The following is a 24,774-nucleotide window of genomic DNA, read 5'->3' on the forward strand; positions in this document are numbered from 1 at the left end:
GTGATTTCCGTGGTTCAGGTCAGAGAGTCAGAGAATGTCGTCCAGCAGGTCGGGGCCGAACACTTCGCGGTGGATACGCTCCGACGGCACGCCGCTGGCGAGCAGCGCAGCACGCTGTGCCTGCATGAACGGCAGCGGGCCGCAGAGATAGAAGTCCGCTTCCGTCGCGTTGTCGCGCACGAACGTGTCCACCGTCATGCGGCCGGGCCGTGCGGGGCGCGATGCGAATTCCGCGGCTTCGCCGGATTCCAGGAACACATGCGCCTCGAATGCCGGCAGCGCCTGGGCCGCACGCTCCAGATCGTCGACGTGAGCAACATGCGAGGCGGCGCGCGCGGCGTGGCTGAACACGATCTTGCGTGCGCTGTTCTCCTGCGCGAGCGTGTTGAGCGCCGAGATCATGGGCGTGATGCCGACACCCGCCGACATCAGCACGATCGGGTTGTCGGTCGCCAGTTGCGGCACAAAGTCGCCGTAGGGCTGGCTGACCAGCAGGACGTCGCCTTCGCGCGCATTGGCATGCAGCCAGCTCGACACGGTGCCCGCCGGGCGGTCAACGTCACCCGCATCACGCTTGACCGAGATGCGCCATGTGCGGCCATTCGGCGCGTCCGACAGGCTGTACTGGCGCTGCTGCAGCGCGCCCGGCGCCAGCTCCACCTGCACCGAGATGTACTGCCCCGGCAGGAAATCGGCCAGCGGCGCATCGCCCACGGCTTCGAGCGTGAGCGACACCACGTCTTCGGCCTGCTGACGGCGGCTGACAATGCGCACCGGCTGGCGATGGTCGGGGCCGCTGCCGGTGTGCTGGTACAGACGCGCTTCAGCGGCGATCAGCTCGGCGGCGAGCAGCCAGTAGGCTTCGTCCCAGGCGGCAAGCAGGTCGGGCGTGGCAGCATCGCCCAGCACTTCGGCAATGGCACCCAGCAGGTGGCGCGCGACGATCGGATAGTGGCTCGGCTTGATACCGACAGCGGCGTGCTTATGCACGATACGGTTGACCACAGGTGCCAGCGCCGCGTTGTTGCCATGGTTGGCGGCATACGCAAACACCGCCGAAGCCAGCGACTGCTGCTGCGACCCGTTGGCCTGGTTGCCCATGTTGAACACGTTCGTCAGCTCGGGGTGGCTGGCGAACATGTTGCGATAGAAGGTCTGCGTGATGGTCAAGCCATGCTCGCGCAGCACTGGAACGCTGGCATCGATATAGGGCTTGGACTTGTCGGACAGCATGCTGGACTCCAAATATGCGTGAAATATGCAACAAATAAGACGGGGGGGGGGGGCGCCGTCACGCTTTGTTTTGGATGGCCTGGTGCTCAGGCAACCGCTTGCATTGGATTCTATTAAACGTATATTTGCGATGCAACAAATTGACCTGCGGCAAACCGGCGCATCTTCTGCGCAACTTCCCGATAAGATGTGCCTCTCATGAATGTTTCTACCTGCGGCAACGCCGCACGCCCGCCATGCGACTGACCGACTACACCGACTACGCCCTGCGCACGCTGATCTACGTGGCCGTGCACCCGGACGAGCTCGTCACGATCCAGCGCATTGCGGATGCCTTCGACATTCCCAAGAACCACCTCATCAAGATCGTCCAGCAGCTTGGTCAGGACGGCTTCCTGCATACCGTGCGAGGGCGCTCGGGCGGCATCACGCTGGGCCGCCCGGCGGCCGAAATCAACCTCGGCGACGTGGTGCGCGCCACCGAACCCGACTTCCGCATGGTCGAGTGCTTCCACGGCGACGACAACCATTGCGTCATCACGCGCGTGTGCGGCCTGCGCGGCGTGCTGCACGCGGCGTTGCGGGCGTACTTCGAGGTGCTCGATGGCTACACGCTGCAGGATCTGGTCGACAAACCCAACGCGGTCAGTCGCGCATTGGGAGAGGCGCCACTGCCGATGCCGCGTGCTGCCCGGCGCAAAAGCGTAGCAGCGTAAGCGCTCGCCAGAGTTGCCGTAGCACGCACTGAAGCACGATGTCGGGCCTACGTAACTAAGCTGTCGCCCGCCCACTCCGGTCCCCCCAACCACCGCCCCGCAGGCATGTTCGCTGCTGCAAAACGGTCGTGGGCCGCGCCATTTTCGGCTGCGGCCCGATCAACCCGACCAGCGGAGGTGTCATGAAACCCACTCGCGACAAGAGCAAGCACGCGTCGCACTCGAAATCGACGTCGCAGAGCAAACGCAGCAGCGCATCGGCCAAGGAGCGTGGCGGACACGCCAGCCAGGGCAGCGCAGGCAAGTCGTCCGAACGTGCCGGTGCCAAGTCGCACGAGCGCGGCGCGCATGGCGGGGGCAGCAGCGGCGAACACGCAACGCATTCGCCGATCGGCATCCAGAAGGCCCTGAAGGGCGCGTCGTACCCCGCCAAGAAGCAAGAGCTGCTGAAAACCGCGCAGGCCAACGGCGCGGATGACAGCACGCTGAAAACGTTGCGCGACATGCCCGACGACGAGTACGACACGCCGGCCGCGGTTTCGAAGGCCGTCAGCAACGAAAAGTGATGCGCACTCGCGCAGGAGGATCACCCATGAACAGATCGACACAGCATATCGGTGCACGGCGCGTCGCCGCGTTGTTCCTGGCAGGGGCGCTGGGCTTTGGCGGAGCGATCGGCGTGGCACGGGCAGCAGCGGACAAGTCCGACACGACGTTCGTTACCAAGGCCGCGGCCTCGGGCATGCTCGAAGTGCAGGCCAGCCAGGTTGCGATTACGCGCGCGAGCAACCCCGACGTGCGCGCCTTCGCACAACGGATGGTGAAGGACCACACCACCGTAGGCGACGAACTCAAGACGCTGGCCGGCAAGAAGGGCATTACGGTGCCCGATAGCCTGCCCGCAGACGAACGCGCCAAGGTCGACAAGCTCAGTGCGCTTGAAGGCGCGAAGTTCGACAAGGCCTACGCCGACGAGGTGGGGGTGAAGGCGCACAAGGAGGCAGTTTCCTTGTTCGACAAGGCCTCGAAGGATGCGAAGGACCCCGACATCAAGGCGTTCTTCTCACACAACCTGCCGGCGCTGCGCGAGCACTTGCAGATGGCGGAACAGCTGAAACCCGCGGTGAAATAACGCGGCCGCCGCAACATCACTGACAGAGGTGACCATGAATAGCCGACACCAGAAGGGCGCCGGGCACGCCTCCGGCGACGATACGTTTCTGACCGATGTGTCGGAAACCGATGCCGAAGGCACGACGGTGCGCGAAGCGGAAGTCCGCGAGCGCGACATGTCAGAGGTCGGCGGGCGCAAATCGCACCACCAGCCCGCCGGCGAGGAAGAGCGCGATACGTCCGCCAAGGACGCCCCTTGACGCCAAACCCGCAGCCCGTTGAACGCGCCCCTTTTTAGGGGCCGTTTTCTTTGCGCACTGTTTGCGTCCGGCGCCGGCTCGCTTAGGGCCGATCAGCTTCTGTTTTCACACCGGTTCGTCACTAAAACGTCATGGTTTGTCGCCAAGATTCGGCCGCGCAAACGTTTTAGTTCTGCATGAGCCGCCCACACGCATGGGTGGCCGGAGGCGTTTGCCCGACCTCATCGAATCGACAGGAAACCACAATGCTTTCGACCAAGAAGACGCTGCTCGCCATTGCAGTACCGGCATGCCTGACCCTCGGCCTGTACGCGTGCGGCGGCAGTGACGACCCCGCGCCCACGGGCACCGCAGGTACCTCGCCGGCACCGACAACCCCCACCACACCGACAGAGCCGGCCAAGCCGCAAGGCATGTGGACCACGGGCGACCTGCACGTGCACACGGCGGAGTCCGTCGATGCCGTCACGCCCCTGTCGACGGTGCTCGACCACGCATTCGATCTCAACAGCCTCGACTGGATGGCCGTATCGAACCACCTGCGTCCGTCGCCGCGCGACGCCACCGGCGCCACGCTGGTCGGCGGCTCCATTGCGGCATCGGCCGGCATCGCCAAGTACGAGATGCCCGCCATTGCGCAGGCGCAGGCGGCAGGCAAGTACGCGGGCAAGCTGGTCTTCTCCGCCGCCGAGTGGGACATGCCGACGCACGACCACCTGAACGTGGGCATCTTCGAAGGCACCGACAAGCTGCAGACGTCGGCCAAGGGCTTGAACAAGTTCGAGTACTTCTTCACGCAGCAGTCCGCATCGCTGTTCGACCCGAACGATGTGACCGCATGGCAGCAGGAAGGCCCGCGCGCCGGCACGACACACACCGACGTGGTCAATGCCTTCAAGTGGCTCAAGACGAATTACCCGAACACCAGCTACGGCCTGATCAATCACCCGTCGCGCAACCCGGGCAAGTACACGGTGGCGGATTTCCGCGAGTTCAACGACACGGCGCCCGACATCATGTTCGGCATCGAAGGCATGGTGGGCAACCAGATGGAACCCGATCGCGGCGGCTATACCAGCGCCTACATCGATGCCAACCTGAAGAACCGCACCTACGGCGGCGTCGATTACGTGGTCGCGCAAGTCGGCGGCGTCTGGGATGCGCTGCTCGGCGAGGGCCGCCGCATCTGGAACTTTGCCGATTCCGACCACCACTTTGAAGTGGACGCCACGCAGCAGTTCAGCAGCGGCTACTACCCCGGCGAATACGCCAAGACCTATATCTGGCTGCCGGGCACCAGCCCCGACCTGAAGACGCTGCTGGCCGCCATGCGCTCGGGCAAATCGTTCGCCGTATTCGGCGACCTCATCAACGCGCTGGACTTCCGTGCTGGCACCGCAGCCACATCTGCCGACATGGGCGGTACGCTCACGGCCAAGGCCGGCGACAAGGTGACGATCACCATCCGCTTCAAGAGCCCCGATCACAACAACTATGAGTACCCGCTCGGCAGCGGCTTCAAGGTCAACATGCGGCCGGTGGTCGATCATGTCGACCTGATTGCCGGCGACGTGACGGGCAAGGCTGCAGCAGGCACGCCGGCCTATGCGAAGGACACCAACGACTCCACCAAGGTCGTCGCCACGTTCACCAAGGCGGACTGGAAGGTCGACGCCGACGGCTACAACACCGTCACGTACACCTACACGGCCGCCAAGAACCAGTACTTCCGCCTGCGCGGCACGAACCTCGGCATGAACGTGTCGGGCGAGACCAGCAACGGCAATCCGCTCCCCGACCAGAAGACCGTGGTGACGGAAAACGCCGCGCGCTTCAACGCCATCAACGATCGCAACTACAACGATCTGTGGTTCTACTCGAACCCGGTGTTCGTGTCGGTGCAATAAGCGCCGCAGTCGTCAGGCAGACGCGGTGACTGACGCTGCGGCGGGCGCGCTGGTGCGCCGCAGCCACACTGTCACCGCCAGCCCGACGCTGCCTGGGTCTGCGTGCCTTCCAGGCGCGTGAAGCGCTCCAACACGCGTGTGTACGCCTCGGGCGGAATGCCGGGGCCGTTGTCGATGCGTATCGAGAATCGCCAGCGGCGTGCGCATCTGGTGCGCGGCATGGGCAATGAAGCGCTTCTGCGTGAGCGCGTTGTCGGCAATGCGCCGCTGGTACTGGTTGAACGCGCCGGCAATCGGCTGCAGTTCGTGCTGCCGGCCGTCGCGGTCGAGCGGCGCAAGGTCGGTGGGCGCGCGCGCAAACACATTGCCGGCCAGCCGTAAGAGCGGCCGCAGTTCCACCGGCAGGGTCTACCCGCATTGGGACGTGTGCAGGGGCAGGGGTTGTTGCGCTGGGCAGTGCAACGCATTGCAGCCATGGCAATCGGCCTCGCGGTAGAGTGTCGAGTCGCCCCATCTCAACTCCACCGATCCCTCCCATGCATCCGTCCCAAATGACCGGCCTGCAATTGCTGCAGGCCATGTCGCACGGCGAGCTGCCGCGCGCGTCCATCAGCGAAACCATCCCGATGACGATGGATTCCATCGAAGCGGGCACCGTGCACTTCACTGCCCAGGCCGACAAGCGCCACCTCAATCCGCTTGGCGGTGTGCACGGCGGCTTTGCGGCGACGGTGCTCGATTCCGTAACAGGCTGCGCCGTGCATTCGATGCTCGAAGCCGGCGTCGGCTACGGCACGGTCGACCTGAACGTGAAGATGGTGAAGCCCGTGCCGGTAGATACACCGCTGGTGGCCGTTGGACGCGTGCTGCATGTCTCGCGCACGATCGGCGTGTCGGAAGGCACGCTCAAGACGCAGGACGGCACATTGCTGGCGCATGCCACGGCAACGTGTGTCATCCGCCGTCCGTAAGCCCGATTGACCTGGAGCCCCTGATGTCTGAACCGCTGCAAACCCTCTCTGCCCTGTCTGCGAAGACCACCGCGCTGGTGCTGATCGACCTGCAACGCGGCATCCTGCCGTTTGCGCAAGGGCCCCACACGGCCGAGCAGGTGGTGGGCGCGTCCGCCAGGCTCGCCAGGCGCTTTCGCGAGCTGGGTGCGCCCGTCGTGCTCGTGCGCGTAGGTTGGGCGGCCGACTACGCCGACGCGCCGCGCCAGCCCGTCGACCGCCCCACACCCACGCAGCCGGGCGGCCTGCCGCCGCAATGGTGGGAACAGCCCGCCGAGCTGGAAGTCGCAGCCACCGACATCCAGATCACCAAGCGCCAGTGGGGCGCGTTCTACGGCACCGAGTTGGATCTGCAACTGCGCCGTCGCGGCATCACGACCATCGTGCTGGGCGGCATCTCGACGCATGTGGGCGTGGAGTCGACCGCGCGCGCTGCGTGGGAGCACGGCTACGCGCTGGTGCTGGCCGAAGATGCGATGAGTTCGAACGATGCGGCGATGCATCGTTCGTCGGTGGAAAACGTGTTCCCGCGACTGGGCCGTGTGCGCGACACCGACACCATCCTGGCGGCGCTGACGGCCTGAACGCTGACGGCCTGAACGTTCAGCGCCGTCCTCGACCGGCACGTACAGCACCATGCGCAGGCGCGGGTCTTCCATCACCGGCAGGCCGATGTAGTCGTAGCGGACGACCTTGCCGCCGGGCGTGCGGATCAGCTTGTGCTCCGCGCGCTGGGCGCGCACTTCGTGCTGGCGCCACCACGTATCGAACTCGCGGCTGCTGGTGCGCAGCCGGTCGACCAGCGCCACGAGCACCGGGTCGTCTGCGTGCGGGTCGTACACCGCGCGAAACTTTGCCAGCATGCGGCGCGCCTCGTTTTCCCACTCGACAAAACGCTCGCGCGCATTGGCGTACAGAAACATGTAGACCAGCGAGTTGCGGTCTTCCGGCGGCATCGTGCCGAAATCCATGAAGAGCTGCGAGGTCGCCTCGTTCCAGCACAGCAGCTCGGTGCGGTAGCTGCGCACGTGAGCGGGCAGGACCATGCCGGCAACGGCGCGGCGCAAGACGTCGCACCGCTTCGGCGGGTGGGCGCCCCGCCGGTCCAGCTGCGGCGCCCGTCAAGACCGATTCCGCGCGCGCCAGACCACGCATGTGCGCGCGTTCATCCGCAGACAGCTTCAGCGCCCGCCCGATCGCTTCGATGGTCGCCACCGACGGCCGCACGTCGCGCCCCTGCTCGATGCGCACATACCAGTCGATGCTGATATTGGCGAGCTGCGCAACTTCTTCCCGGCGCAGGCCGGCGGTACGGCGGCGCCCGCTGCCCTCGGGCAGCCCCACATCCTGCGGACGCAGATGGCTTCGGCGGCTGCGCAGGAATTCGCCCAGCTCGTTGCGCGGCGCGGCAGGGAAGGGGGCAAGGTCGGCGGTGAAATCGTCCATGGCGGTATTACACACGCTGGCATGTGCAAGTGGGAGGGACAAGCTAATCCTAGGTTAATCCTAGCTCTGCATCGAATCGGCTCGCGCACCTACGCTGCGTTCACCTCTCTTTCCGGAGCCGATCGTGACCCACGTTTCTTCTGCTTCTTCCGTATCCGAACCGCGCCGCTGGCTCGCCTTCGGTGTGATGGTGACGGCGCAATTCATGTTCATCGTCGATGCGTTCATCGCCAATGTGGCAATCCCGAGCATCCGCACGAGCCTGCATGCCACGCCCGCACAACTGGAGGCCGTGCTGGCGGTGTACCAGCTTGGCTACGCGATTCTGCTCATTACCGGCGGCCGCCTGGGCGACCTGTTCGGGCGCAGGCGCGTGTTCCTGCTGGGCCTCGTCGCCTTTACCGCCACTTCGGCCGGCTGCGGGCTGGCGGGCAGTGCTGCGGCGCTGATTGCATGGCGTTTTGCGCAAGGCCTGTCGGCCGCGATGATGGTGCCCCAAGTGCTGGCGAGCGTGCAGGCGCTCTTTGCCGGCGCGGAGCGTGACCGCGCGCTATCGATCTTCGGCCTGGTGATGGGCACCGGCGGTGCGGCCGGGCTGCTGGTAGGCGGCGCGCTCACCAGCGCGGATATCGCCGGACTCGGCTGGCGCTCGGCCTTCCTGATCAACGTGCCGGTCGGTTTGACGGCCGCGCTGCTCGGCTGGCGCTGGATTCCGCACCCGAGCGCCGACGCGGCAAAAGTGCATCTCGATACCGCCGGCGTGGCGTGGATGGCCGCCAGCGTAGCGGCCGTGCTCGTGCCGCTGCTGTTCGGTCGCGAACTGCACTGGCCGGTGTGGACGCTGGCACTGCTTGCCGTGGGCGTACTGGGCATGGCGACATTCCAGCAGCTTGAAGCGCGGGTCGACCGCGCCGGTGGTACGCCGCTGCTGCCGCCCACCTTGCTGCAGCATCGCGCCTTCATGACGGGGATGACCGCGTCAGCGCTGCACTACATCGGGATGATGGCGTTCTTCCTCGTGCTGACGCTGTATCTGCAAAACGGGCGGCAGCTGTCTGCGGTGCGCATGGGCGTTGCCATCCTGCCGCTGGCCATCACCTTTCTCATCACGTCGCGGGTGGCGAATGCGTTGGTGCGGCGCCATGGCGTTCGCGCGCTGTTGGCAGGCCTTGGCCTGATGGCGCTGGGCCTGCTGGCGCTGCTGTCGGGATTCGGCTCAGACTGGGCGCACCCCGCCACGCCGAGCATGATGCGCATCGGCATTGCGGTGGCGCTGTACGGCGCAGGGCAAGGCCTGGTCGTCGTCCCGCTCATCGGCCTGGTGCTGACCGGCGTGGCACGTACGCAGGCCGGCGCAGCGGCTGGGCTGCTGATTACGGCGCAGCAATTGGCGGGCGCCCTGGGTGTCGCCTGCATCGGCGGGCTGTATTTCACGTTTGCCGCTGGCGGCGGTGCCATCGGCATGGCGCACGGCACGATGGCGGGATGCATCGCCATGTTGGCGGCGCTCGGCGCGGCTGCGGTGGGTTTCGCGCGGCTCGGGGCGCAGCAACGGCAACTGGCGTCCGCCGGCGCGGCCAGCCCGGCCTGAGCTGCACCCTCACATCACTTCCACGATTCGATACCCGGGCGCGCGACACAAGCGCGCCCGGGTGCATTGATCGGCCCCGGCGGACATTCCACACTCCCGCGCGATGCGCTTGGCATCGCCCGCCTTCTTTCCGCATGGCCACTGTTTCCCACCTTCGCACCGCGGCCTCGGCCCCGTCCGCCGCTCCATCGCTGGCCCGCCGCATCGTCGCGGAGGCGCTCGGTACGGCCTTGCTGATTGCGGTGGTCATCGGCACGGGCATCCACGCAAGCCGGCTCTCCGGTGGCGATGCCACGTGGACGCTGCTGGCGCAGTCGCTCGCTGGCGGCGCCGGTCTGCTGGCGCTGCTGACGGTGTTCGCGCCAGTGTCGGGGGCGCACCTGAACCCGGCGGTCACGCTGTCGGCGTTGCTGCGGGGCGGTCTGCGGGGGCATGAGGCGCTGGCCTATCTGGCTGCACAGGCCATGGGCGCCGTGCTCGGTGTGGCCGCCGCGCACGCCATGTTCGGCATGCCGGCGTGGGCGCCGGGCACGCATGCCGCCACCGGGCCCGCATTGTGGTGGAGCGAAGCACTGGCAACGTTCGGGCTGATCGGCGCGGGCATCGCATGCGGGCGTCACGCGCCGAAGCAATTGCCGCTGGTGGTGGCTGCCTATATCGCGGCGGGGTACTGGTTCACGTCGTCGTCATCGGTGGCCAATCCGGCGCTGGCCCTTGCCTGCGCGCTGACCGACGGCCCCTCCGGCATCCGCCCCGGCGATGTCCCTGGCTACATGCTGGCGCAGCTGGTCGGCGCGCTGCTGGCAACGCCGTTGTTCAACTGGCTGATGAGTGTGGACCCGGCACCCGCGCAGGCATCTGGCACCGCCATCGCAGCGGCGCAAGCCGTGCCGATGCATCGCCCGGCCAGCTGAGGCTGGCGCTCAGCCGCGCGCGATCAGCCCGCTGGCGCGGGCGTATTGAAAGAGATCAATCTCGCGCGCCAAGCCGAGCTTGCGCAGCGCCATGGCCTTCTGCGTGCTGACGGTCTTCACGCTCGAACCAAGCATGAGCGCAATGTCGGACACGGCCGTGCCAGCCGCATACAGGCGAAGCACTTCGCGCTCGCGCGCGCTCAGCCGCTCGGACGCATCGCGTTCGTTGGACCCGAGGCCCGTGTCTTCCAGGATGCGCGGGCTGTCATAGCGCACGCCGCGCGCGGCCGCCATGACGGCGTGCCCGGCATGCACGAAATCATCGTTCTTGCTGACGATGCCTGCCACGCCAATCTGCCGCATGGCGCGCAGCAGCGCCGGGTTGTGGACCATCGTGCAGACGACGATGCCGCACCTGGGATGCTGCTTGCGCAGGCGCGCCAGCAGTTGCATGCCGTCGAAGGCCGGTTCGCCACCGAGGTTGTAGTCCGTCACGATGACGTTGCAGTCGACGGACGTAAGCACCTGCATCAGCTCGCGCCCATCGTGCGCCTGTGCGACGACCTGCTGCTGTGGAAACTGCCCAATGGCCGCCGCCAGCCCCATGAGGATCACCGGATGATCGTCCGCCAGCACGATCGAGAGGACAGGGCACATGTGCACGCCGTCAGGCCAGGCGCGTCGCCGGGGAAGACTTGGCCGGCGTGACGAGCAACAGGATGGGAGAGATCGGAGCCGTCATGGAAGTCAGGAGCGCCGCGGAAAGGAGCCGGTACCTTACTCACCGGATATGCCCTTCGGGATCAGACTTTTCTTACTTTGGCGCCGCGTAACCTTTCGGGGCAGAAGCTGCTTCTATCTGGGTTGAGAGAAACTGAATGACCCTGCAGCGTTCGCGCTTACGCAGCCGCCTGCACGTGCGCAAGAAACGCGGTGACAGACAGCGGGGCCGCCCACAGATAGCCCTGCCCGGTGGCACAACCCAGCGCGCGCAGCGTCTGGCGCTGCGCTTCGGTTTCCACCCCTTCGGCAATGCACTCGAGATGCAGCGTGCGCGCCAGCTCGATCATCGTGCGGCAGATCACGCCGCGCTGGCTGGTCTGGTCTACCGCGGCTGTAAATGACCGGTCGATTTTCAGAATGGTGAAGGGCAGATCGGCCAGCAGCTTGAGCGTGGCAATGCCCACGCCAAAATCGTCGATGGCCAGCGGATGGCCCAGCAGGCGCAAGCGGTTGAGTGCGATGGTGAGCTGCGCCGCGTCGTGCACGGGCGAGTCTTCCGTCAGCTCAATCGCGATGGCAGCGGGCGCAATGCGCGCCTCGCGCACGATGGCTTCGATGCGGTCGACGGTGCCGGCCCGGCTCAGCGTCTGCGCCGACGCATTCACGCCAATCGAAACGGGATATGCATGCGCGGCCAGCGCGTGCTGCACGCGCACGCAATGCTCCAACACGTGAAAGAACAGGCCATCAGCCAGCCCCAGCGCCTCCAGGCGCGGCACGAACGCGGCAGGCGACACGCGCCCATGCACCGGGTGCATCCAGCGGCAGAGCGCCTCGGCGCCCGCAATCTGGTTGCTGGCCAGATCGTGCTGGGGTTGGAAGACGACTTCGATCTGCTCGGGCGTTTCGTGGATGAGCGCGGCCAGCTCGTCGTCGGAAAACTGCGGCAAGCCAGCCGTTGCGGCAGGCGGCCGGTCTCGCTCTCGGGCGGCGGCGGCTTCCAGCAACGGCAGCACGTGTGCCGGGCGCAACGGCTTCTGCACGCCGTGGGTGCGCGTCAGCCCGATCGCATCGGCCAGGCTGACGTGCGACTCCACGATCGGCGCATCCAACGCGCTGACCCACGCCCACACGGGGGCCTGTCGCGGAAAGACGCGGCCGCCGCGCAGGTGCATCTGCTCCATCAGTTCGGGGCCGTTCATGCCGGGCATGTCGATGTCGCACAGCACGAGATCGACGTGGCAGAGCTGAAGGAGGTAGAGCGCCTCGCGGCCGTCGCAGGCCGTCAGGATCTGCTGCACGCCCAGCGTATGGAGCAGTTGCCGGGCCGCGGCCCGTTGCACGGGATGGTCGTCCACCACCAGCACGGCGAGTTGCGCGAAACCTTCCATCGGCCAATCCTTGTTGTTGTAGGGATGGGGGCGAGGCGCATCGCTTGCGCTGTGTGACGCCGCCGTCAGCCGCCATTGAAGCACCGGCCGGCGGCCTTGTCAGGCGAAGTCCGTGCGCGGCCCCGGAAAAAACAAAGCCCGCGCAGCTTTTCAACTGCGCGGGCCTTGAGCGATTCCCCCAACCTTTTGAGCTTCCGGCGCCGTGTCGACGGCGTCGGGATGGAGGAAATCGTGCCCGAAAAAAATGAAGCCCGCAACAGGGGCGGGCTCAAAAGGGGGGGAGTGCTCTCTAAAGAGAGAGCAAGGTGAAGTTTAGTGAAGGGAGGGCAGTCAGACTGTCCGGGGTTGGCCGAAAGGCTTGTAGGACAAAAACTGACGATATTTCGCGATGTTAGCCACACAAAGCAGGCGGTTGCGCGCACATTCGCGGCGTCGGCGTGATTCAAACAGCGCTTCGATTCTTTTCCGCCGACATGCGCGTCAGTCATTGAAGTGAGGCTCGAAGCGCACGATTGAAAATTCCTCGCTCGTTGCTAGCGGGCAACGCCGCCAAGCAAAACGCGCAGAAAAATTGAGAATTCAGGGTAGCCGGAACCGGCTGAGATGCAAGGCGACCAGAAGAACAGCAAAAGCCGCGCGCCAAAGAAAAAAGCCCGAGCACCAGGTGCTCGGGCCACAATCCACCAAGGAGGGTGGAGGAGACAGTTCCTACTATAGCGAATCGTTTGTTGCGTTGCAATAACGTAGAACTACTTAATGTAACGAGAGGCTACAAGCGTTGCCGCGGCGCCACGTGTGACGAAAACGATTGCATCTGTCACACGATGACGCATCGCAACAAAACGCTGTGGCACAGCGGAAACCCGCTCCGGCTTCCGAGATGCCACACTTCAACATCGACGCATCCGCGAAAGTAACCGCTGACTTAGCGTCCGCTGCTTAAAACGCCGGCAGGATCGCGCCCTTGAACTGCGTGTCGATGAACTTGCGCACGTCTTCCGATTGATAGGCGTGCACCAGCGTCTTCACCCACGGCTGGTTCTTATCTTTTTCGCGCACGGCGATCAGGTTGGCGTAGGGCCCCTGGCGATCTTCCAGTGCGATGGCGTCCTTGGCCGGCGTCAGGCCGTTCTTGACCGCGTAGTCGGTGTTGATCGAAGCGGCGTCCAGATCATCCAGCGAGCGCGGCAGCTGCGCCGAATCCAGCTCGATCAGCTTGATCTTCTTCGGGTTCTCCACCACGTCACGCGGTGTCGCATTGTTGCCGTTCGCGCCGGCGCCGGCCTTGAGCTTGATCACGCCCGCCTTCTGCAACAGAAGCAGCGCGCGGTTGCCGTTGGACGGATCGTTCTGGATGCCGACCTTGGCGCCTTCCTTGAGCTGCGCGAGCGACTTGATCTTCTTCGAGTAAAAACCCATCGGCGCCACGTAGGTCAGGCCCACATTGACGATCTTGTAGCCGCGCGCCTTGATCTGGCTGTCGAGGAAGGGCTGATGCTGGAAGCCGTTGGCGTCCAGGTCGCCCGAATCGAGCGCGGGGTTAGGCTGGGCGTAATCGTTGAACTCGATGATCTTGACGTCCAGGCCGTCCTTCTTGGCGACCTTCTGCACGACTTCCCAGATTTGCGCATCGGGGCCGCTCATGGTGCCGAGCTTGATCTGCTTGGTGTCGGCGTTGGCGGCAGTGGCAACGGCAAAGGCAATGGCCGGTACGGCCACGCGCGCAAGGCGGGAAAACAGAGACATGGAGAAACCTCGTGGATCTTGTCGTGAATGAAATCCGCCCGCGGGTAGCGGGCGTGTGACGCGATCCTGTCATAGCGGCGACCGTAACCGAACGACTTTTTCGGCATGTCCATATGCCCCGCAACGGTGCAACTAGGCGATGGGCTCGGCGTCTTCCACAGGCGGCGGCTCGGCGGCAGGCAGGGCGATAACGAAGCACGCACCGCCATCGGCCGGCGCCTCCACCCAGATGCGGCCGTGATGGGCGCTGACGATCGCCTCGCACACCGCCAGGCCCAGGCCGACGCCCGTGGTGGCCGATTCTTTCTCGCCGCGCGTGAACTTCTCGAAGATCGTGCGCACCGCGCCGGCAGCCACACCGGGCCCGTGGTCGCGCACCCGCAGGCGCAGTTCGTTGCCGCGCGCTTCGTCTTGGACGATCTCGCCGGAGATGCGGACCGCGGTGCCGGCCGGCGCAAACTTGCCCGCGTTCTCCAGCAGATTCGACAGCACACGCTCCATCAGCGGCCCATCGCAGCGAATGAGCGGCAGCGCCGCGAGGTTGTCCACAACCACACGGTGATCGGGCAACGGATTCGCCTGCAGCGCCGCGCCAACCAGCTCTTCGATCGACTGCCATTCCAGCCGCAGCTTGACGTCCTGGTTCTGCAGGCGCGCCATGTCGAGCAGGTTGGTGACCATCGTGCGCATGCGCTGCGCCTGCTGGCCGATGGCGGCTGCAGCTTCGGCCTGCAGCGGGGGCAAGGGCGGCTGCGCGCGCAGCAGCGTCTCGGCCATCCCCACCAGGCCCGTGAGCGGCGTGCGCAAGTCGTGCGACACGGCGGCCAGCAGCGAATTGCGCAGCCGCTCCGATTCAATCCGCACCAGCGCATCGCGGGCCACTTCCACGTAATGCACACGCTCGATGGCGATGGCGATGAGCGTGGCGCAGGCGTCGATCTGGCGGCGGTTGTCGGGCTGGGCGAGCACCTGGAAGGTTTCGGGCTCCACGGCGAGCACACCGCGAATCGCCATCGGCGCCTTCAGGGGCAGATACAGCACCGAGCCCGACGGCAGCGTATGCGTGCCCGTACCGGCAGGCTGGCCATGCTGATACGTCCAATCGGCCAGCACGCGGTCAAGGTTGGGCATGCCGGACGGCGCATCGGTGCTGCCTTCCGGCTTGGCGACTTGCGGTGCGCCCAGCCGCCCATCGAGTCCGACGAAGAAGAACGCACAGCGCCCGCCAAACGTTGCGTTGACGAAGCGCCCGCCGATGCTGACGATCTGGTCCAGCGTCAGCGCGGCGGACAACTCGCGTGCGGCTTCATACAGCGCATGCGCCGACGCCTCGCGCTGCACCGCCACCTGGGCTTGTTCACGCAGGCCCGCCGTCAACTGGCCCACCAGCATGCCCACCGCCAGCATCACCGCAAACGTCAGCAGGTACTGCACGTCGCTCACGGCAAACGAAAAGCGTGGCGGCACGAAAAAGAAATCGAACAGCGCCACCGACAGCACCGACGCCAGCGCCGCCGGCCCCCGCCCATGGCGCATTGCCACCGCCACCACGGCCGCCAGGAACAGCATGACGATGTTGGCCAGATCGAACACCGGCCGAACGAGGCTGGACAGCGCCGTCGCCACGCCCACGTACACGCACGCGGCCACGTACGCCGGCTTGAGCCAACCGGCCTGTGCATCGGCCGCACGCTGCGCCTCGCTGCGCACGTCGGCACGGCCAATGTCTGCTGCGCGCGGCGGCAGCTGGATATGCGTCGGGTCCGCCGCCGCGCGAATCACGTCGACCTCGGGGCAGTGCCGTGCCAACGCTTCGGCAAAGTCGCCGCTCGGCAGGCGGCGCTCCAGCCCGATCGCCAGCCGCAGCGCCACCACGATGGCGCGTGCCGATCGCCAGCGCTTCTCCGGCGGCCGCCCGATCACCGCCTTGGTGATGTTGTGGCGGCGGATATAACCGGTGATCGCCTCGACGGCGTTGGTGCCGGCCAGCGTCTCCACCTTGGCGCCGGCGTCTTCGGCCAGCTTGAGCAGGGCATGCAAACGCTCGGTGCGCGCATCGGCGGCGCGCAGATGCGGCATCACCACGGCCACGGCATGCCAGTCGCATTCCAGCTGCGCGGCCAGGCGTGCAGCGCTGCGGATGACCTGTTCGCCATCGCCCTGCGGGTCCAGGCACGCGACGACGGTTTCGCGCGTGCGCCAGACGTTTTCAATACGACGCGCGCGGCGATAGGCCTGCACGTCGTCGTCGACGCGATCGGCGGTGCGGCGCAGGGCGAGTTCGCGCAGCGCAATGAGGTTGCCCTTGCGGAAGAAATTGCGCGCGGCGTGCTGCGCCTGCTCGGGCATGTAGACCTTGCCCTCGGCCAGGCGGCGCAGCAGTTCATCGGCGGGCAGGTCGACGAGGATGACTTCGTTGGCGGCATCGAACACCGCATCCGGCACGGTTTCCCACACGCGGATGCCGGTGATGCTGCCGACGGCCTCGTTCAGGCTGTCGAGGTGCTGGACGTTGACGGTGGTCCAGACGTCGATGCCGGCGGCAAGCAGGTCTTCAATGTCCTGCCAGCGCTTGGGGTGGCGCGAGCCTGCCACGTTGGAGTGGGCAAGCTCGTCGACGAGGATCAGCGCGGGCCGGCGCGCCAGTGCGGCATCCAGATCGAACTCGGGCAGCGTGCGGCCCTTGTATTCGACTTGGCGGGTGGGAAGGTGCTCAAGGTCTGCGACCAGCGCGGCGGTTTCGGCGCGGCCGTGGGTTTCGACCAGGCCGATGATGGCGTCGATGCCGGCGGCGCGGGCGGCCTTTGCTGCGGCCAGCATCGCGTAGGTTTTGCCTACACCGGCCGAGGCGCCGAAATAAATGCGGAGTTTGCCGCGGGCGGAATGCTCTTGGCCGGATTGGAGTTCGGCTAGGAGTTGGTCGGGGTTCGGGCGCGCGGCTTCTTGCATGTTGCGTATTTTGGGTTTTTGGGACTTGGTGGTCTATCCCCTGTTTCATCCCCTGCCGGGGCTGACTTACTTTCTTTTGGTCTTGGCCAAAGAAAGGTAGGCAAAAGAAAGGCGCGCCCGAGATGGCGAAAGATTCCTTGAATTTCCGTAACCGGGCGGAGACGGGAAAAACTCGCTTCGCTCAGACAGTTTCCCCCTCTTTTTCCTCCCTGCAACAGAAATTCAAGGCGCCATCTAGGGCAGGAAAGTCAAAGGACAAAAGCCACACCATCTGGACACAAGCCCAAAAGACAAGGCCAACCTCGCGACGGGTTGGCCTTTTTCTTTTGACGTTGAGCCCTTGATGGCGCCTTGAATTTTCGTAAGCGGGCGGAAAAAAGGTGGGGAACTGTCTGAGCGCAGCGAGTTTTCCCCACCTCCGCCCGGTTACGCAAATTCAAGGAATCTTTTCGCCATCTCGGGCGCGCCTTCTGTTTGCTTACTTTTCTTTGGCAAGACAAAGAAAAGTGAGTCGGTCCCGGCAGGGAACGAAAGGGAGGTGGACCACCAACGCTCAAATCCTCAAAGGATCAATCTCCAACTGCCACCGCACCCCCTTCACAGTCTTGCCAATCCCCGCAAACCCCTCAGTCCAGGCAGTCAACAGCTTCTGCAAAGCCGCGCGAGAACCCGATTCCACCAGCAACTGCGCCCGCTCGCGGTTGGCCAGGCGCACCATCGTCATCGGCACCGGATCATGCAAAAACACCGGCGCGCCCAATTCAGCGGCCAAGGCTTCACCAGCCGAACGCGCGGCGCCCAAAAACTCCAGCGCGCGTGCGACTTCCTTGTGCTCTGCGGTCAACAACGCCTGATAGGCAAACGGCGGCAGCCCGGCCTGTTTGCGCTCCCGCAGCAGCTGGCGCGCAAAACCGTCGTAGTCGTGCCGAACCAGCGCCTGCAGCGCCGGTGCGTCGGGATACCGCGTCTGAATCAGCACCTCGCCGGCCAAGCCGGCCCGGCCCGCGCGGCCCGCCACCTGCATCAGCGAGGCAAAGAGATGCTCTCCCGCGCGGAAGTCGTGCGAGAACAGCGAGGAATCGGGCGCGACCACGCCCACCAGCGTCACGCGCTGGAAGTCGTGCCCCTTGGCGACCATCTGCGTGCCGATCAGGATGTCGACGCCGCCTTCGTGCACGGTGTCGAACAGCGCTTCGGCGCTGCCCTTGCGGCGGGTGGAATCGGCGTCGATGCGGGCGACGCGGGCCTGCGGAAACAGCTCGCCGAGCGTTTCTTCAATGCGCTGGGTGCCGCGCCCGAGCGGGGCGATGTCGACGTTGCCGCAGTCGGGGCAGTGATGCGGAATGCGCGATTCGTACCCGCAGTGGTGACAGCGCAGGCGCCGCTCCGGCTTGTGCAGCACCAGGTACGCCGAGCAGCGCGGACAGCCCGACAGCCAGCCGCAGGCGTCGCAGGACAGCACAGGCGCGTAGCCGCGGCGGTTGAGGAACAGCAGGCTTTGTTCGCCGCGCGCCAGGCGATCGGCAATCGCATCGACGAGCGGTTTGGACAGCCCATCACGAATCGCACGCCCGGCGCGGCGCTCCAGGTTCAGGTCGATGAGCGACACGCGCGGCAGCACCGCTTCTGCCTGCGCGCGTTGCGAGAGCGTCAGGCGCGTCGTAGCCGTCTGCTCGGCGCGCCACCAGGTTTCCAGCGACGGCGTGGCAGAGCCCAGTACCACGGGGATGTTGCGCTGCTTGGCACGCCATAGCGCCAGGTCGCGTGCGGAATAACGCAGACCCTCCTGCTGCTTGTACGACGTGTCGTGCTCCTCATCGACAAGGATGAGCGCGAGGTTGGGCAGCGACGCCAGCATCGCCAGCCGCGTGCCGAGCACGATGCGCGCTTCACCGCGATGCGCGGCCAGCCAGTTCAGCGCGCGCGGCTGTTCGGCCAGACCGCTGTGCAGCGCGGCCATGGGCACGCCGGGAAAACGCGCCGCAATGCGCGCCTCCAGCTGCGGCGTCAGGTTGATCTCGGGCACCAGCATCAGGACCTGCGCGGCGGGGTCGCGCGCCAAGGCGTCGGCGATGGCGTGCAGGTAGACCTCGGTCTTGCCGCTTCCGGTCACGCCAAACAATAGGAAGGGGCTGAAGGTACCCGCCGCCCCGGCCTGGGCGATGGCCGCCACGGCGGCGGCCTGTTCGTCGTTCAGGGCGGGCGCGACGGAAGGCGCCGGCAGCTCGAGCGGTTGCGGCAGCAGCGCCTTCGGCCGCAGTTCTGCGCGCAGCCAGCCGACGGTCGTCCAGTCCCGCAGCTTGGCGACGGCTTGCCCGTGCAATTCAACGGCGGCGCTGGTGGACAGCTCGCCATCGCCGGTCAGTGCTTCGGCCAGGCGCATGGCGCCGGACGCACGTTTCGGAACGCTGTCGAGCAACGCGGCCCGCGCCGGTTCAAACATCACGTAGACGGTTTCGTTGGCCTGCCGGGCGAGGTTGTCCCAGCTGCCCGGCGTGCGCCACAACGGCGGCAACGCGGGCAACGTCACCTCGCCGAGCGCACGGTGGTAGTAACCGGCAGCAAATTCGGCGAGCGCCCGCCATTCGGCGTCGAGCGGCGGCACCCAGGCCAGCACCCGCTCCACATCGCGCAGCTTTTCTTGCGGAACATCGGTGGTTGCGGCAGTTTCGACCACCAACGCCACCACCCGCCTGTTGCCGAACGGCACCACCACGAGCTGCCCAACCAGCACAGGTTGCCCGCACCGGTAATCGAACACGGCATCGAGCGGTGTATCGATCACCACACGCGCAATGGCAGCCGACACCTGGGCATCAGAAAACGCGGCGTCGACGTGGGCGGTGGTCATGCTTGGCGCAAACGGTTGAATTGCAAAGAGTTTGTTGCGATGCAGCGGCGCATCCTGCACCTGGGAAATGCGTCTTGCCCATCTCACCTTGCCTTCACAGCCATTGCCATGGTCGGTTCAATGTTCAAGTACTACTTGAGGTTTATGCCTTGGCGCCCTGATCGGCGACCGTTTTCCGGCCTATCCACACGGCCTGTGGATAACTTTGTTGAAAAGTCGGCCGCTGCGCCCGCGAAGGCCGGTAGACGCGCTGTTTTTCTAGCTTGCACGATTTACGCGCACGCGGCTTTCTTTCAGAAAAATCAAACACTTATGCGGTGCGTGCACAGAGCCGCCCCTGTTGCGCCGCGGAAAGAACCAGCCGCGACAGCTTTGTGCATAAGTCAAGTCTTGACAGCCGGCTTACGCACCAGAAAGCGCGAAATAAATCGCTTGACACCCCGTTGGGGCCAGATGGGGCCACCGGCACGCGAGTAGTCACTCACCCCTACTGCACCAAAGCGGCGAAGATTCCACCCGTGCCCCCGACTTCACGCACTATTGCGGCACGATTCAAACGCTATCGCACTGCAGCATTGATCTTGATCGTGTTACTTCGCTTTCGACCGCAGCGCGCGGCTGAAGCTGTGCACCTCCTCCACCAGCACCGATACGGCTTCGGGCGGGGTGAACTGCGAGATGCCGTGGCCGAGGTTGAAGATGTGGCCATCGCTGCCACCGCCGGCTGCGTAGTCTTCCAGCACGCGGCGCGCTTGCGCGCGAATCGCCTCCGGCTCGGCAAACAGCACGGTGGGGTCCAGGTTGCCTTGCAAGGCGACGCGGCCCGCCGTTCGCTGGCGAGCGCGCTGCAGGTTGACGGTCCAGTCCACGCCCAGCGCGTCAGCACCGGTCTCGGCCATGCCTTCGAGCCACAGGCCGCCGCCCTTGGTGAACAGGATGACCGGCACGCGCTGGCCGTCGGCCCCGGGGCGAATACCCTTCACCACGCGGGCCATGTAGGCCAGCGAAAACTCCTGGTAGATGCCATCGGCCAGCGCTCCGCCCCAGGTATCGAACACCTGCACAGCCTGTGCGCCTGCATCGATCTGTGCATTCAGATAGTCGATCACGGCCTGCGCGTTGATCTCCAGGATGCGGTGCATCAGGTCCGGGCGCGCGTAGAGCATCGACTTGACGGTGCGGAAGTCGTCCGAACCGCCGCCTTCGACCATGTAGCAGGCGAGCGTCCACGGGCTGCCCGAGAAGCCGATGAGCGGCACCCGCTGGCGGCCGTCCTGGACGAGCGCACGGCGGATTTCCGCCACGGCGTCAAACACGTATTGCAGCGACGACATGTCCGGCACGGACAGCGCCGCCACATCGGCTTCCGTGCGCACCGGCTTGGCAAAGCGCGGCCCCTCGCCTTGCGCGAACGACAGCCCCAGGCCCATGGCGTCGGGCACGGTCAGGATGTCGGAGAACAGGATTGCCGCGTCCAAGGGGTAGCGGTCCAGCGGCTGCAGCGTCACTTCCGTCGCGTACGCAGGCGACTTGGCCAAGCCGAGGAAGCTGCCGGCCCGCGCACGCGTGGCGTTGTACTCAGGCAGATAGCGGCCCGCCTGGCGCATCAGCCACAGCGGGGTGTAGTCGGTCGGCTGGCGGCGCAGGGCGCGCAGGAAGGTGTCGTTGGCGAGCGGGGCGGACATGGCGATGGACTCTTGAGGAGGGCGCCATTGTAAGGGATGGTGTTTTTATCCTTCCCTGACCCAGGCCAACCCGTCGCCAATCACGACGCAGATATCACGGCACCTTGTGCGTATCGCCCGCACGCTGCGGCGGCAGCTTGATCGCCATCGACTTGAAATCCGGGCTGGTGGTCAGTGTTCCGTGCACCACGCCGCGCGGAATCACGACCAGATCGCCCGCCCGGACTTCCCGCGGCGCGCTGTCGAGCCAGACGGTGGCCGTGCCCGACATCACGTACTGGATTTCGTCGGCGTACGTATGCGTGTGCTTGGCGACGGTACCGACCTGGACGCCCACCGTGCCGTTGGCCGCCGTGACCAGCGTCTTGGTGCGCAGCGTACCCATCTCGGCGATGACGGGGCCGATTTCGTCCGGCGTCATGCCGCCCATGTTGACGATCTGCGCCGCAAGCGGCGGTGCCGAGGCCGGAGCCGATGCCGCCGCCGGTTCTGGCACTTGCGCAAACGCGCCGACACCGGCGGCAAAGATAGCGGCAGCGGAAATCGCTCGAATCACAGCAACAGGACGATGGCGATGCATGATGGCTCCTCATGACGCGGCCGCCGTCAAGGCGCGGCAGTCCGTGTGGCGCGGTCGCTTGACCGACTCGCGGCGATTGTCGCATCGGCATGCGGCCGCGTAGACCTAGGGCGATTCCCGAGAAACCGGGGCGCCGCTCCCAAACCGGCTCGCCTATAGTGGACCGCGCCAAGCCCGCCACAAAACGACATCACAGGAGACCGGCATGACACACAAGGGAAGCTGCCACTGCGGCAAGGTCGCATTCGAAGTCGAAGGCCATCCGGAAAGCGCGATGGCGTGCAACTGCTCCATCTGTCAGCGCAAGGGCTCGCTGCTGTGGTTCGTGGCGCGCGACAAGGTGCGGCTGCTGACGCCGGAAGACAACGCAAGCACCTACCTCTTCCGCAAGCACGTCATCAAGCACCGCTTCTGCCCCACCTGCGGCATCCATCCGTATGCCGAGGGCGTCATGCCCGACGGCACGCCCATGATTGCCGTCAACGTGCGCTGTCTGGAAGACATCGATTTGGCCAGTGTGCCGGTCACCCACTTCGACGGGCGGTCGATGTAGCAGCGCGGCGCTACAGCCACATCTGCATCACGCGCTCGCCGGCCTCCACCGGCTTGCCGTTCGGCATCCACACCGCATCCAGCATCGGCCGCACGAGATCGAGTTCGGTCGACATGCCGTCCTGCCGGCCAAAGCGTGCGCTGTTGGCGGCCTGCGCTTCCACGATGCGGCGGTCCTGCTCCGCCACGCGATACAGGAACGGCCAGACGAGCCAGCGCACGGCCCAGGCCGGCGCCCAGCGGTTTTCCACATGCAGCGTGGCGAACAGGCGCGTGCGCATCTCGTCTTCGGGCGTGAAGTGCAGCGTGAAATACAGCGCACTGCCGTTGGCGTAGCGGTATTCGAGCTGGGCGGTGGAAGGCGCGGCGATACCGAAATGCGCACGCTCCATCGTGCGCGGCGATTCGAACAGGCGGTACAGCAGACCGCTTTGCTGCGGCTGGCCGGCGTAGTCGACCTGCAGGCCATCTGCCGACTGGGCGACGGTCACCGTCATCGGCTGGCGCGCGCCATGGCTGCGCACGAGACCCGGATGCACGAGATGCGTGTGCAGCGGGTCAAGAAAATTCTCCAGCGCGTCGGCGGGGCGTGCCTGCCACAGCGTGCTCCACAGAAAGCGGCGGCTGCCGGGCGGCAAGCGCTGCAGGAACGCCGGCAAGGCCGCAGGCGCAGCTTCGCCCGGCGGCCGTGCACTCATCCAGATCAGCCCGTCGTGCTCGAACACCTGCCACGCATTCACTTGCACGGCGGGCACGGCGGCGCCTGGGCACAGGCCCGGCATGGTGGTGCAGCGGCCGTCGGCGCCGAACGTCCAACCGTGGTATTTGCACTGCAGTGTCTCGCCAACGAGCTGGCCGTCGGACAACGGCACATGCCGATGCGGGCAGCGATCGTCCAGCGCAAGCAAGCCGCTGGAGGGCAAGCGCGCGAGCACCACCGCGCGGCCAAACACGGTCACGTGCATCGGTTTGTCGCGCAGGCGGTTCGCCTCGGCGACGGGATACCAGCCGCGCAGCAGCGTGGCGTTCCAGGCAGTCATAACTGAAAGCGTTGCATGATCGGCACGCCGATCCGGGTGGTGAGGGTGCGCAGCACGGCGACGGCGCGGCGCGTGGCGGGTGGCAGATGCCTGCAGTAGACGGCGCTCATCTCGATGGCCGGCACGCCTCCGCGCAGGCGCTTGAAGTGCGCGGCGCCAGCGCTCAGGTTCAACTCGGCATCGCGCGTGATGGTCAGGCGCAGCACGTGCGCCATCAGCAGGCGATACAGCCCTGCTTGCTGGGGCCACGTCGTGTCGTAGCCGACGATGGGCGCGGTCAGCAACGGCCCTTGCCCAAACACGCCGACCACCGCGCGCAGCACGCCCTGCGCATCCCGAAAACCCGCGCATTCGAGCAGCCCTGCCGCGTGCCACGCGCGAAGAAACGCTGCGGTGTAACGCGGGTTCAGCGCGGAATACTTGTCGAGATAGAGCTGCGCATAGAGCCGCTCGGCCTGCGCGAAGTCGGTGTCGGTCAAGGCGTCGTGCGGCACGAAGGTCAGCGGCGTCGCGTCGAGCAGCTTGAGGTCCCGCCGCAGATCGCGACGCAGTTCCGACACGCGCGACGCACGCTGCAACTGCAGGAACAGATAGACCTGCCGCGTGGGGATCAAATCGAAGCCGGCAGCCGTGGCGGCGCGCAGCCAGTCGGCGTGCTGGATCGTGTTGAGCGAACGCAGCCAGATCGCGCGGTCCGGCCAGCGCTCGCGGCATGTTCGCGCGAGCGCTTCCAGATCGAAGGCCGCCGCCGATGGATACAGGTTCGTACTGACCAGCCAGTTGTTGACGGCCACCGCACGGTCGAGCTGCGCATGCCGCATCCACGCATCGGCCAGGCCAATGGCGCCGCGCAGCACCGGCCGCAGCATGCGCGGCATCAATCGCTCGGATTCTTCCGCCGCATAGCGGCCGTACGTGGTGATGGGCGAGCAGACCCAGGCGTTTTCGGCATGGTCGGCGCGATCCTCACTGCCGTTGATGGTCACGGGCAGCGGCAGACCGCCAGCCTCCACCACGTCGACCTGCGTCACCAAGTTGGCGACGAACGGCTGCGACGCCTGCCCGCG

Annotated in this window: 20 protein-coding genes and 3 pseudogenes; 10 read left to right on the top strand and 13 right to left on the bottom strand. The window is 65.9% G+C overall.

Annotated features, from left to right (window positions below; translation table 11 throughout):
* Positions 1 to 27: 27 nt before the first annotated feature.
* Positions 28 to 1,233, bottom strand: a complete 1,206-nt coding sequence (locus FUT88_RS22925; protein ID WP_147218672.1) for a globin domain-containing protein — start codon at positions 1,231 to 1,233, stop codon at positions 28 to 30.
* 236 nt (positions 1,234 to 1,469) lie between these two features.
* On the opposite strand from FUT88_RS22925, the gene FUT88_RS22930 reads away from it, so the two are divergent.
* The 5 genes from FUT88_RS22930 to FUT88_RS22950 all read left to right on the top strand — a co-directional run bounded on the left by FUT88_RS22930 (position 1,470) and on the right by FUT88_RS22950 (position 5,229).
* Entirely contained in the window at positions 1,470 to 1,949 is a 480-nt protein-coding gene (locus FUT88_RS22930; RefSeq protein WP_147218674.1) for an RrF2 family transcriptional regulator, read from the top strand.
* A gap of 182 nt (positions 1,950 to 2,131) precedes the next feature.
* Positions 2,132 to 2,515, top strand: a complete 384-nt coding sequence (locus FUT88_RS22935; protein ID WP_147218676.1) for a DUF2795 domain-containing protein — start codon at positions 2,132 to 2,134, stop codon at positions 2,513 to 2,515.
* A 26-nt stretch (positions 2,516 to 2,541) separates the two neighbouring features.
* On the top strand, positions 2,542 to 3,081 hold the full coding sequence (locus tag FUT88_RS22940; protein ID WP_147218678.1) for a DUF4142 domain-containing protein: 540 nt from the start codon (positions 2,542 to 2,544) through the stop codon (positions 3,079 to 3,081).
* Between the two features lie 34 nt (positions 3,082 to 3,115).
* Positions 3,116 to 3,322, top strand: coding sequence for a hypothetical protein (locus FUT88_RS22945; RefSeq protein WP_147218680.1), 207 nt, complete (start codon positions 3,116 to 3,118; stop codon positions 3,320 to 3,322).
* A 245-nt stretch (positions 3,323 to 3,567) separates the two neighbouring features.
* Positions 3,568 to 5,229 carry an S-layer protein gene (locus FUT88_RS22950; RefSeq protein WP_147218682.1) on the top strand — a complete coding sequence of 554 codons (1,662 nt, stop codon included), beginning with the start codon at positions 3,568 to 3,570 and terminating at the stop codon, positions 5,227 to 5,229.
* A gap of 168 nt (positions 5,230 to 5,397) precedes the next feature.
* Here the strand turns inward: FUT88_RS22950 and FUT88_RS27225 are convergent.
* A pseudogene (locus FUT88_RS27225) lies at positions 5,398 to 5,634 on the bottom strand (sensor histidine kinase); the annotation flags it as partial.
* A 131-nt stretch (positions 5,635 to 5,765) separates the two neighbouring features.
* Between FUT88_RS27225 and FUT88_RS22960 the strand changes: the two are divergent.
* Positions 5,766 to 6,200 (top strand): PaaI family thioesterase, encoded by a 435-nt coding sequence (locus tag FUT88_RS22960; protein ID WP_096744104.1) that lies wholly within the window; start codon positions 5,766 to 5,768, stop codon positions 6,198 to 6,200.
* Between the two features lie 23 nt (positions 6,201 to 6,223).
* Positions 6,224 to 6,823 (top strand): hydrolase, encoded by a 600-nt coding sequence (locus FUT88_RS22965; protein WP_147218684.1) that lies wholly within the window; start codon positions 6,224 to 6,226, stop codon positions 6,821 to 6,823.
* Positions 6,824 to 6,910: 87 nt separating this feature from the next.
* On the opposite strand, the pseudogene FUT88_RS26940 reads toward FUT88_RS22965, so the two are convergent.
* Positions 6,911 to 7,285, bottom strand: a pseudogene (locus FUT88_RS26940) (XRE family transcriptional regulator); the annotation flags it as partial.
* Positions 7,286 to 7,454: 169 nt separating this feature from the next.
* A pseudogene (locus FUT88_RS26945) lies at positions 7,455 to 7,685 on the bottom strand (helix-turn-helix domain-containing protein); the annotation flags it as partial.
* A 124-nt stretch (positions 7,686 to 7,809) separates the two neighbouring features.
* On the opposite strand from FUT88_RS26945, the gene FUT88_RS22975 reads away from it, so the two are divergent.
* Complete coding sequence (locus FUT88_RS22975; RefSeq protein WP_147218687.1) at positions 7,810 to 9,276, top strand: MFS transporter; 1,467 nt, start codon at positions 7,810 to 7,812, stop codon at positions 9,274 to 9,276.
* Between the two features lie 134 nt (positions 9,277 to 9,410).
* Positions 9,411 to 10,190 (top strand): aquaporin, encoded by a 780-nt coding sequence (locus tag FUT88_RS22980; RefSeq protein WP_147218689.1) that lies wholly within the window; start codon positions 9,411 to 9,413, stop codon positions 10,188 to 10,190.
* A gap of 9 nt (positions 10,191 to 10,199) precedes the next feature.
* Here the strand turns inward: FUT88_RS22980 and FUT88_RS22985 are convergent, their stop codons facing one another.
* From FUT88_RS22985 to FUT88_RS23025, 7 genes are all read right to left on the bottom strand, one after another.
* On the bottom strand, positions 10,200 to 10,847 hold the full coding sequence (locus tag FUT88_RS22985; protein ID WP_147218691.1) for a response regulator transcription factor: 648 nt from the start codon (positions 10,845 to 10,847) through the stop codon (positions 10,200 to 10,202).
* A 242-nt stretch (positions 10,848 to 11,089) separates the two neighbouring features.
* Positions 11,090 to 12,304: an EAL domain-containing protein gene (locus tag FUT88_RS22990; protein WP_147218693.1), complete on the bottom strand. Its 1,215-nt coding sequence runs from the start codon at positions 12,302 to 12,304 to the stop codon at positions 11,090 to 11,092.
* A gap of 939 nt (positions 12,305 to 13,243) precedes the next feature.
* Complete coding sequence (locus tag FUT88_RS22995; RefSeq protein ID WP_147218695.1) at positions 13,244 to 14,050, bottom strand: MetQ/NlpA family ABC transporter substrate-binding protein; 807 nt, start codon at positions 14,048 to 14,050, stop codon at positions 13,244 to 13,246.
* Positions 14,051 to 14,182: 132 nt separating this feature from the next.
* Complete coding sequence (locus FUT88_RS23000; RefSeq protein ID WP_147218697.1) at positions 14,183 to 16,999, bottom strand: sensor histidine kinase; 2,817 nt, start codon at positions 16,997 to 16,999, stop codon at positions 14,183 to 14,185.
* A gap of 553 nt (positions 17,000 to 17,552) precedes the next feature.
* Complete coding sequence (locus FUT88_RS23015) at positions 17,553 to 19,850, bottom strand: primosomal protein N' (protein WP_147214715.1); 2,298 nt, start codon at positions 19,848 to 19,850, stop codon at positions 17,553 to 17,555.
* A gap of 590 nt (positions 19,851 to 20,440) precedes the next feature.
* Positions 20,441 to 21,535, bottom strand: a complete 1,095-nt coding sequence (hemE, locus tag FUT88_RS23020) for a uroporphyrinogen decarboxylase (RefSeq protein ID WP_147214714.1) — start codon at positions 21,533 to 21,535, stop codon at positions 20,441 to 20,443.
* Positions 21,536 to 21,629: 94 nt separating this feature from the next.
* Positions 21,630 to 22,115, bottom strand: coding sequence for a cupin domain-containing protein (locus FUT88_RS23025; RefSeq protein WP_147214713.1), 486 nt, complete (start codon positions 22,113 to 22,115; stop codon positions 21,630 to 21,632).
* Between the two features lie 205 nt (positions 22,116 to 22,320).
* Here FUT88_RS23025 and FUT88_RS23030 point away from each other — a divergent pair, with 205 nt between their 5' ends.
* Positions 22,321 to 22,668: a GFA family protein gene (locus FUT88_RS23030; protein ID WP_147214712.1), complete on the top strand. Its 348-nt coding sequence runs from the start codon at positions 22,321 to 22,323 to the stop codon at positions 22,666 to 22,668.
* Between the two features lie 10 nt (positions 22,669 to 22,678).
* Here FUT88_RS23030 and FUT88_RS23035 read toward each other — a convergent pair whose 3' ends face one another.
* Positions 22,679 to 23,707: a Rieske 2Fe-2S domain-containing protein gene (locus FUT88_RS23035; protein ID WP_147214711.1), complete on the bottom strand. Its 1,029-nt coding sequence runs from the start codon at positions 23,705 to 23,707 to the stop codon at positions 22,679 to 22,681.
* Positions 23,704 to 24,774: hypothetical protein (locus FUT88_RS26305; protein ID WP_186829264.1), on the bottom strand; the 1,071-nt coding region annotated here is incomplete at its 5' end. The genes FUT88_RS26305 and FUT88_RS23035, both read right to left, overlap by 4 nt.

The sequence above is a fragment of the Ralstonia sp. TCR112 genome (assembly GCF_007997035.1).
GTDB classification, from domain to species: Bacteria; Pseudomonadota; Gammaproteobacteria; order Burkholderiales; family Burkholderiaceae; genus Ralstonia; species Ralstonia edaphi.

Bases quoted from the DNA above. Each gene is read 5' to 3' on its own strand.
- FUT88_RS22925 (WP_147218672.1), bottom strand. From the start codon at position 1,233: ATGCTGTCCGACAAGTCCAAGCCCTATATCGATGCCAGCGTTCCAGTG.
- FUT88_RS22930 (WP_147218674.1), top strand. From the start codon at position 1,470: ATGCGACTGACCGACTACACCGACTACGCCCTGCGCACGCTGATCTAC.
- FUT88_RS22935 (WP_147218676.1), top strand. From the start codon at position 2,132: ATGAAACCCACTCGCGACAAGAGCAAGCACGCGTCGCACTCGAAATCG.
- FUT88_RS22940 (WP_147218678.1), top strand. From the start codon at position 2,542: ATGAACAGATCGACACAGCATATCGGTGCACGGCGCGTCGCCGCGTTG.
- FUT88_RS22945 (WP_147218680.1), top strand. From the start codon at position 3,116: ATGAATAGCCGACACCAGAAGGGCGCCGGGCACGCCTCCGGCGACGAT.
- FUT88_RS22950 (WP_147218682.1), top strand. From the start codon at position 3,568: ATGCTTTCGACCAAGAAGACGCTGCTCGCCATTGCAGTACCGGCATGC.
- FUT88_RS22960 (WP_096744104.1), top strand. From the start codon at position 5,766: ATGCATCCGTCCCAAATGACCGGCCTGCAATTGCTGCAGGCCATGTCG.
- FUT88_RS22965 (WP_147218684.1), top strand. From the start codon at position 6,224: ATGTCTGAACCGCTGCAAACCCTCTCTGCCCTGTCTGCGAAGACCACC.
- FUT88_RS22980 (WP_147218689.1), top strand. From the start codon at position 9,411: ATGGCCACTGTTTCCCACCTTCGCACCGCGGCCTCGGCCCCGTCCGCC.
- FUT88_RS22985 (WP_147218691.1), bottom strand. From the start codon at position 10,847: ATGTGCCCTGTCCTCTCGATCGTGCTGGCGGACGATCATCCGGTGATC.
- FUT88_RS22990 (WP_147218693.1), bottom strand. From the start codon at position 12,304: ATGGAAGGTTTCGCGCAACTCGCCGTGCTGGTGGTGGACGACCATCCC.
- FUT88_RS22995 (WP_147218695.1), bottom strand. From the start codon at position 14,050: ATGTCTCTGTTTTCCCGCCTTGCGCGCGTGGCCGTACCGGCCATTGCC.
- FUT88_RS23000 (WP_147218697.1), bottom strand. From the start codon at position 16,999: ATGCAAGAAGCCGCGCGCCCGAACCCCGACCAACTCCTAGCCGAACTC.
- FUT88_RS23015 (WP_147214715.1), bottom strand. From the start codon at position 19,850: ATGACCACCGCCCACGTCGACGCCGCGTTTTCTGATGCCCAGGTGTCG.
- hemE (WP_147214714.1), bottom strand. From the start codon at position 21,535: ATGTCCGCCCCGCTCGCCAACGACACCTTCCTGCGCGCCCTGCGCCGC.
- FUT88_RS23025 (WP_147214713.1), bottom strand. From the start codon at position 22,115: ATGCATCGCCATCGTCCTGTTGCTGTGATTCGAGCGATTTCCGCTGCC.
- FUT88_RS23030 (WP_147214712.1), top strand. From the start codon at position 22,321: ATGACACACAAGGGAAGCTGCCACTGCGGCAAGGTCGCATTCGAAGTC.
- FUT88_RS23035 (WP_147214711.1), bottom strand. From the start codon at position 23,707: ATGACTGCCTGGAACGCCACGCTGCTGCGCGGCTGGTATCCCGTCGCC.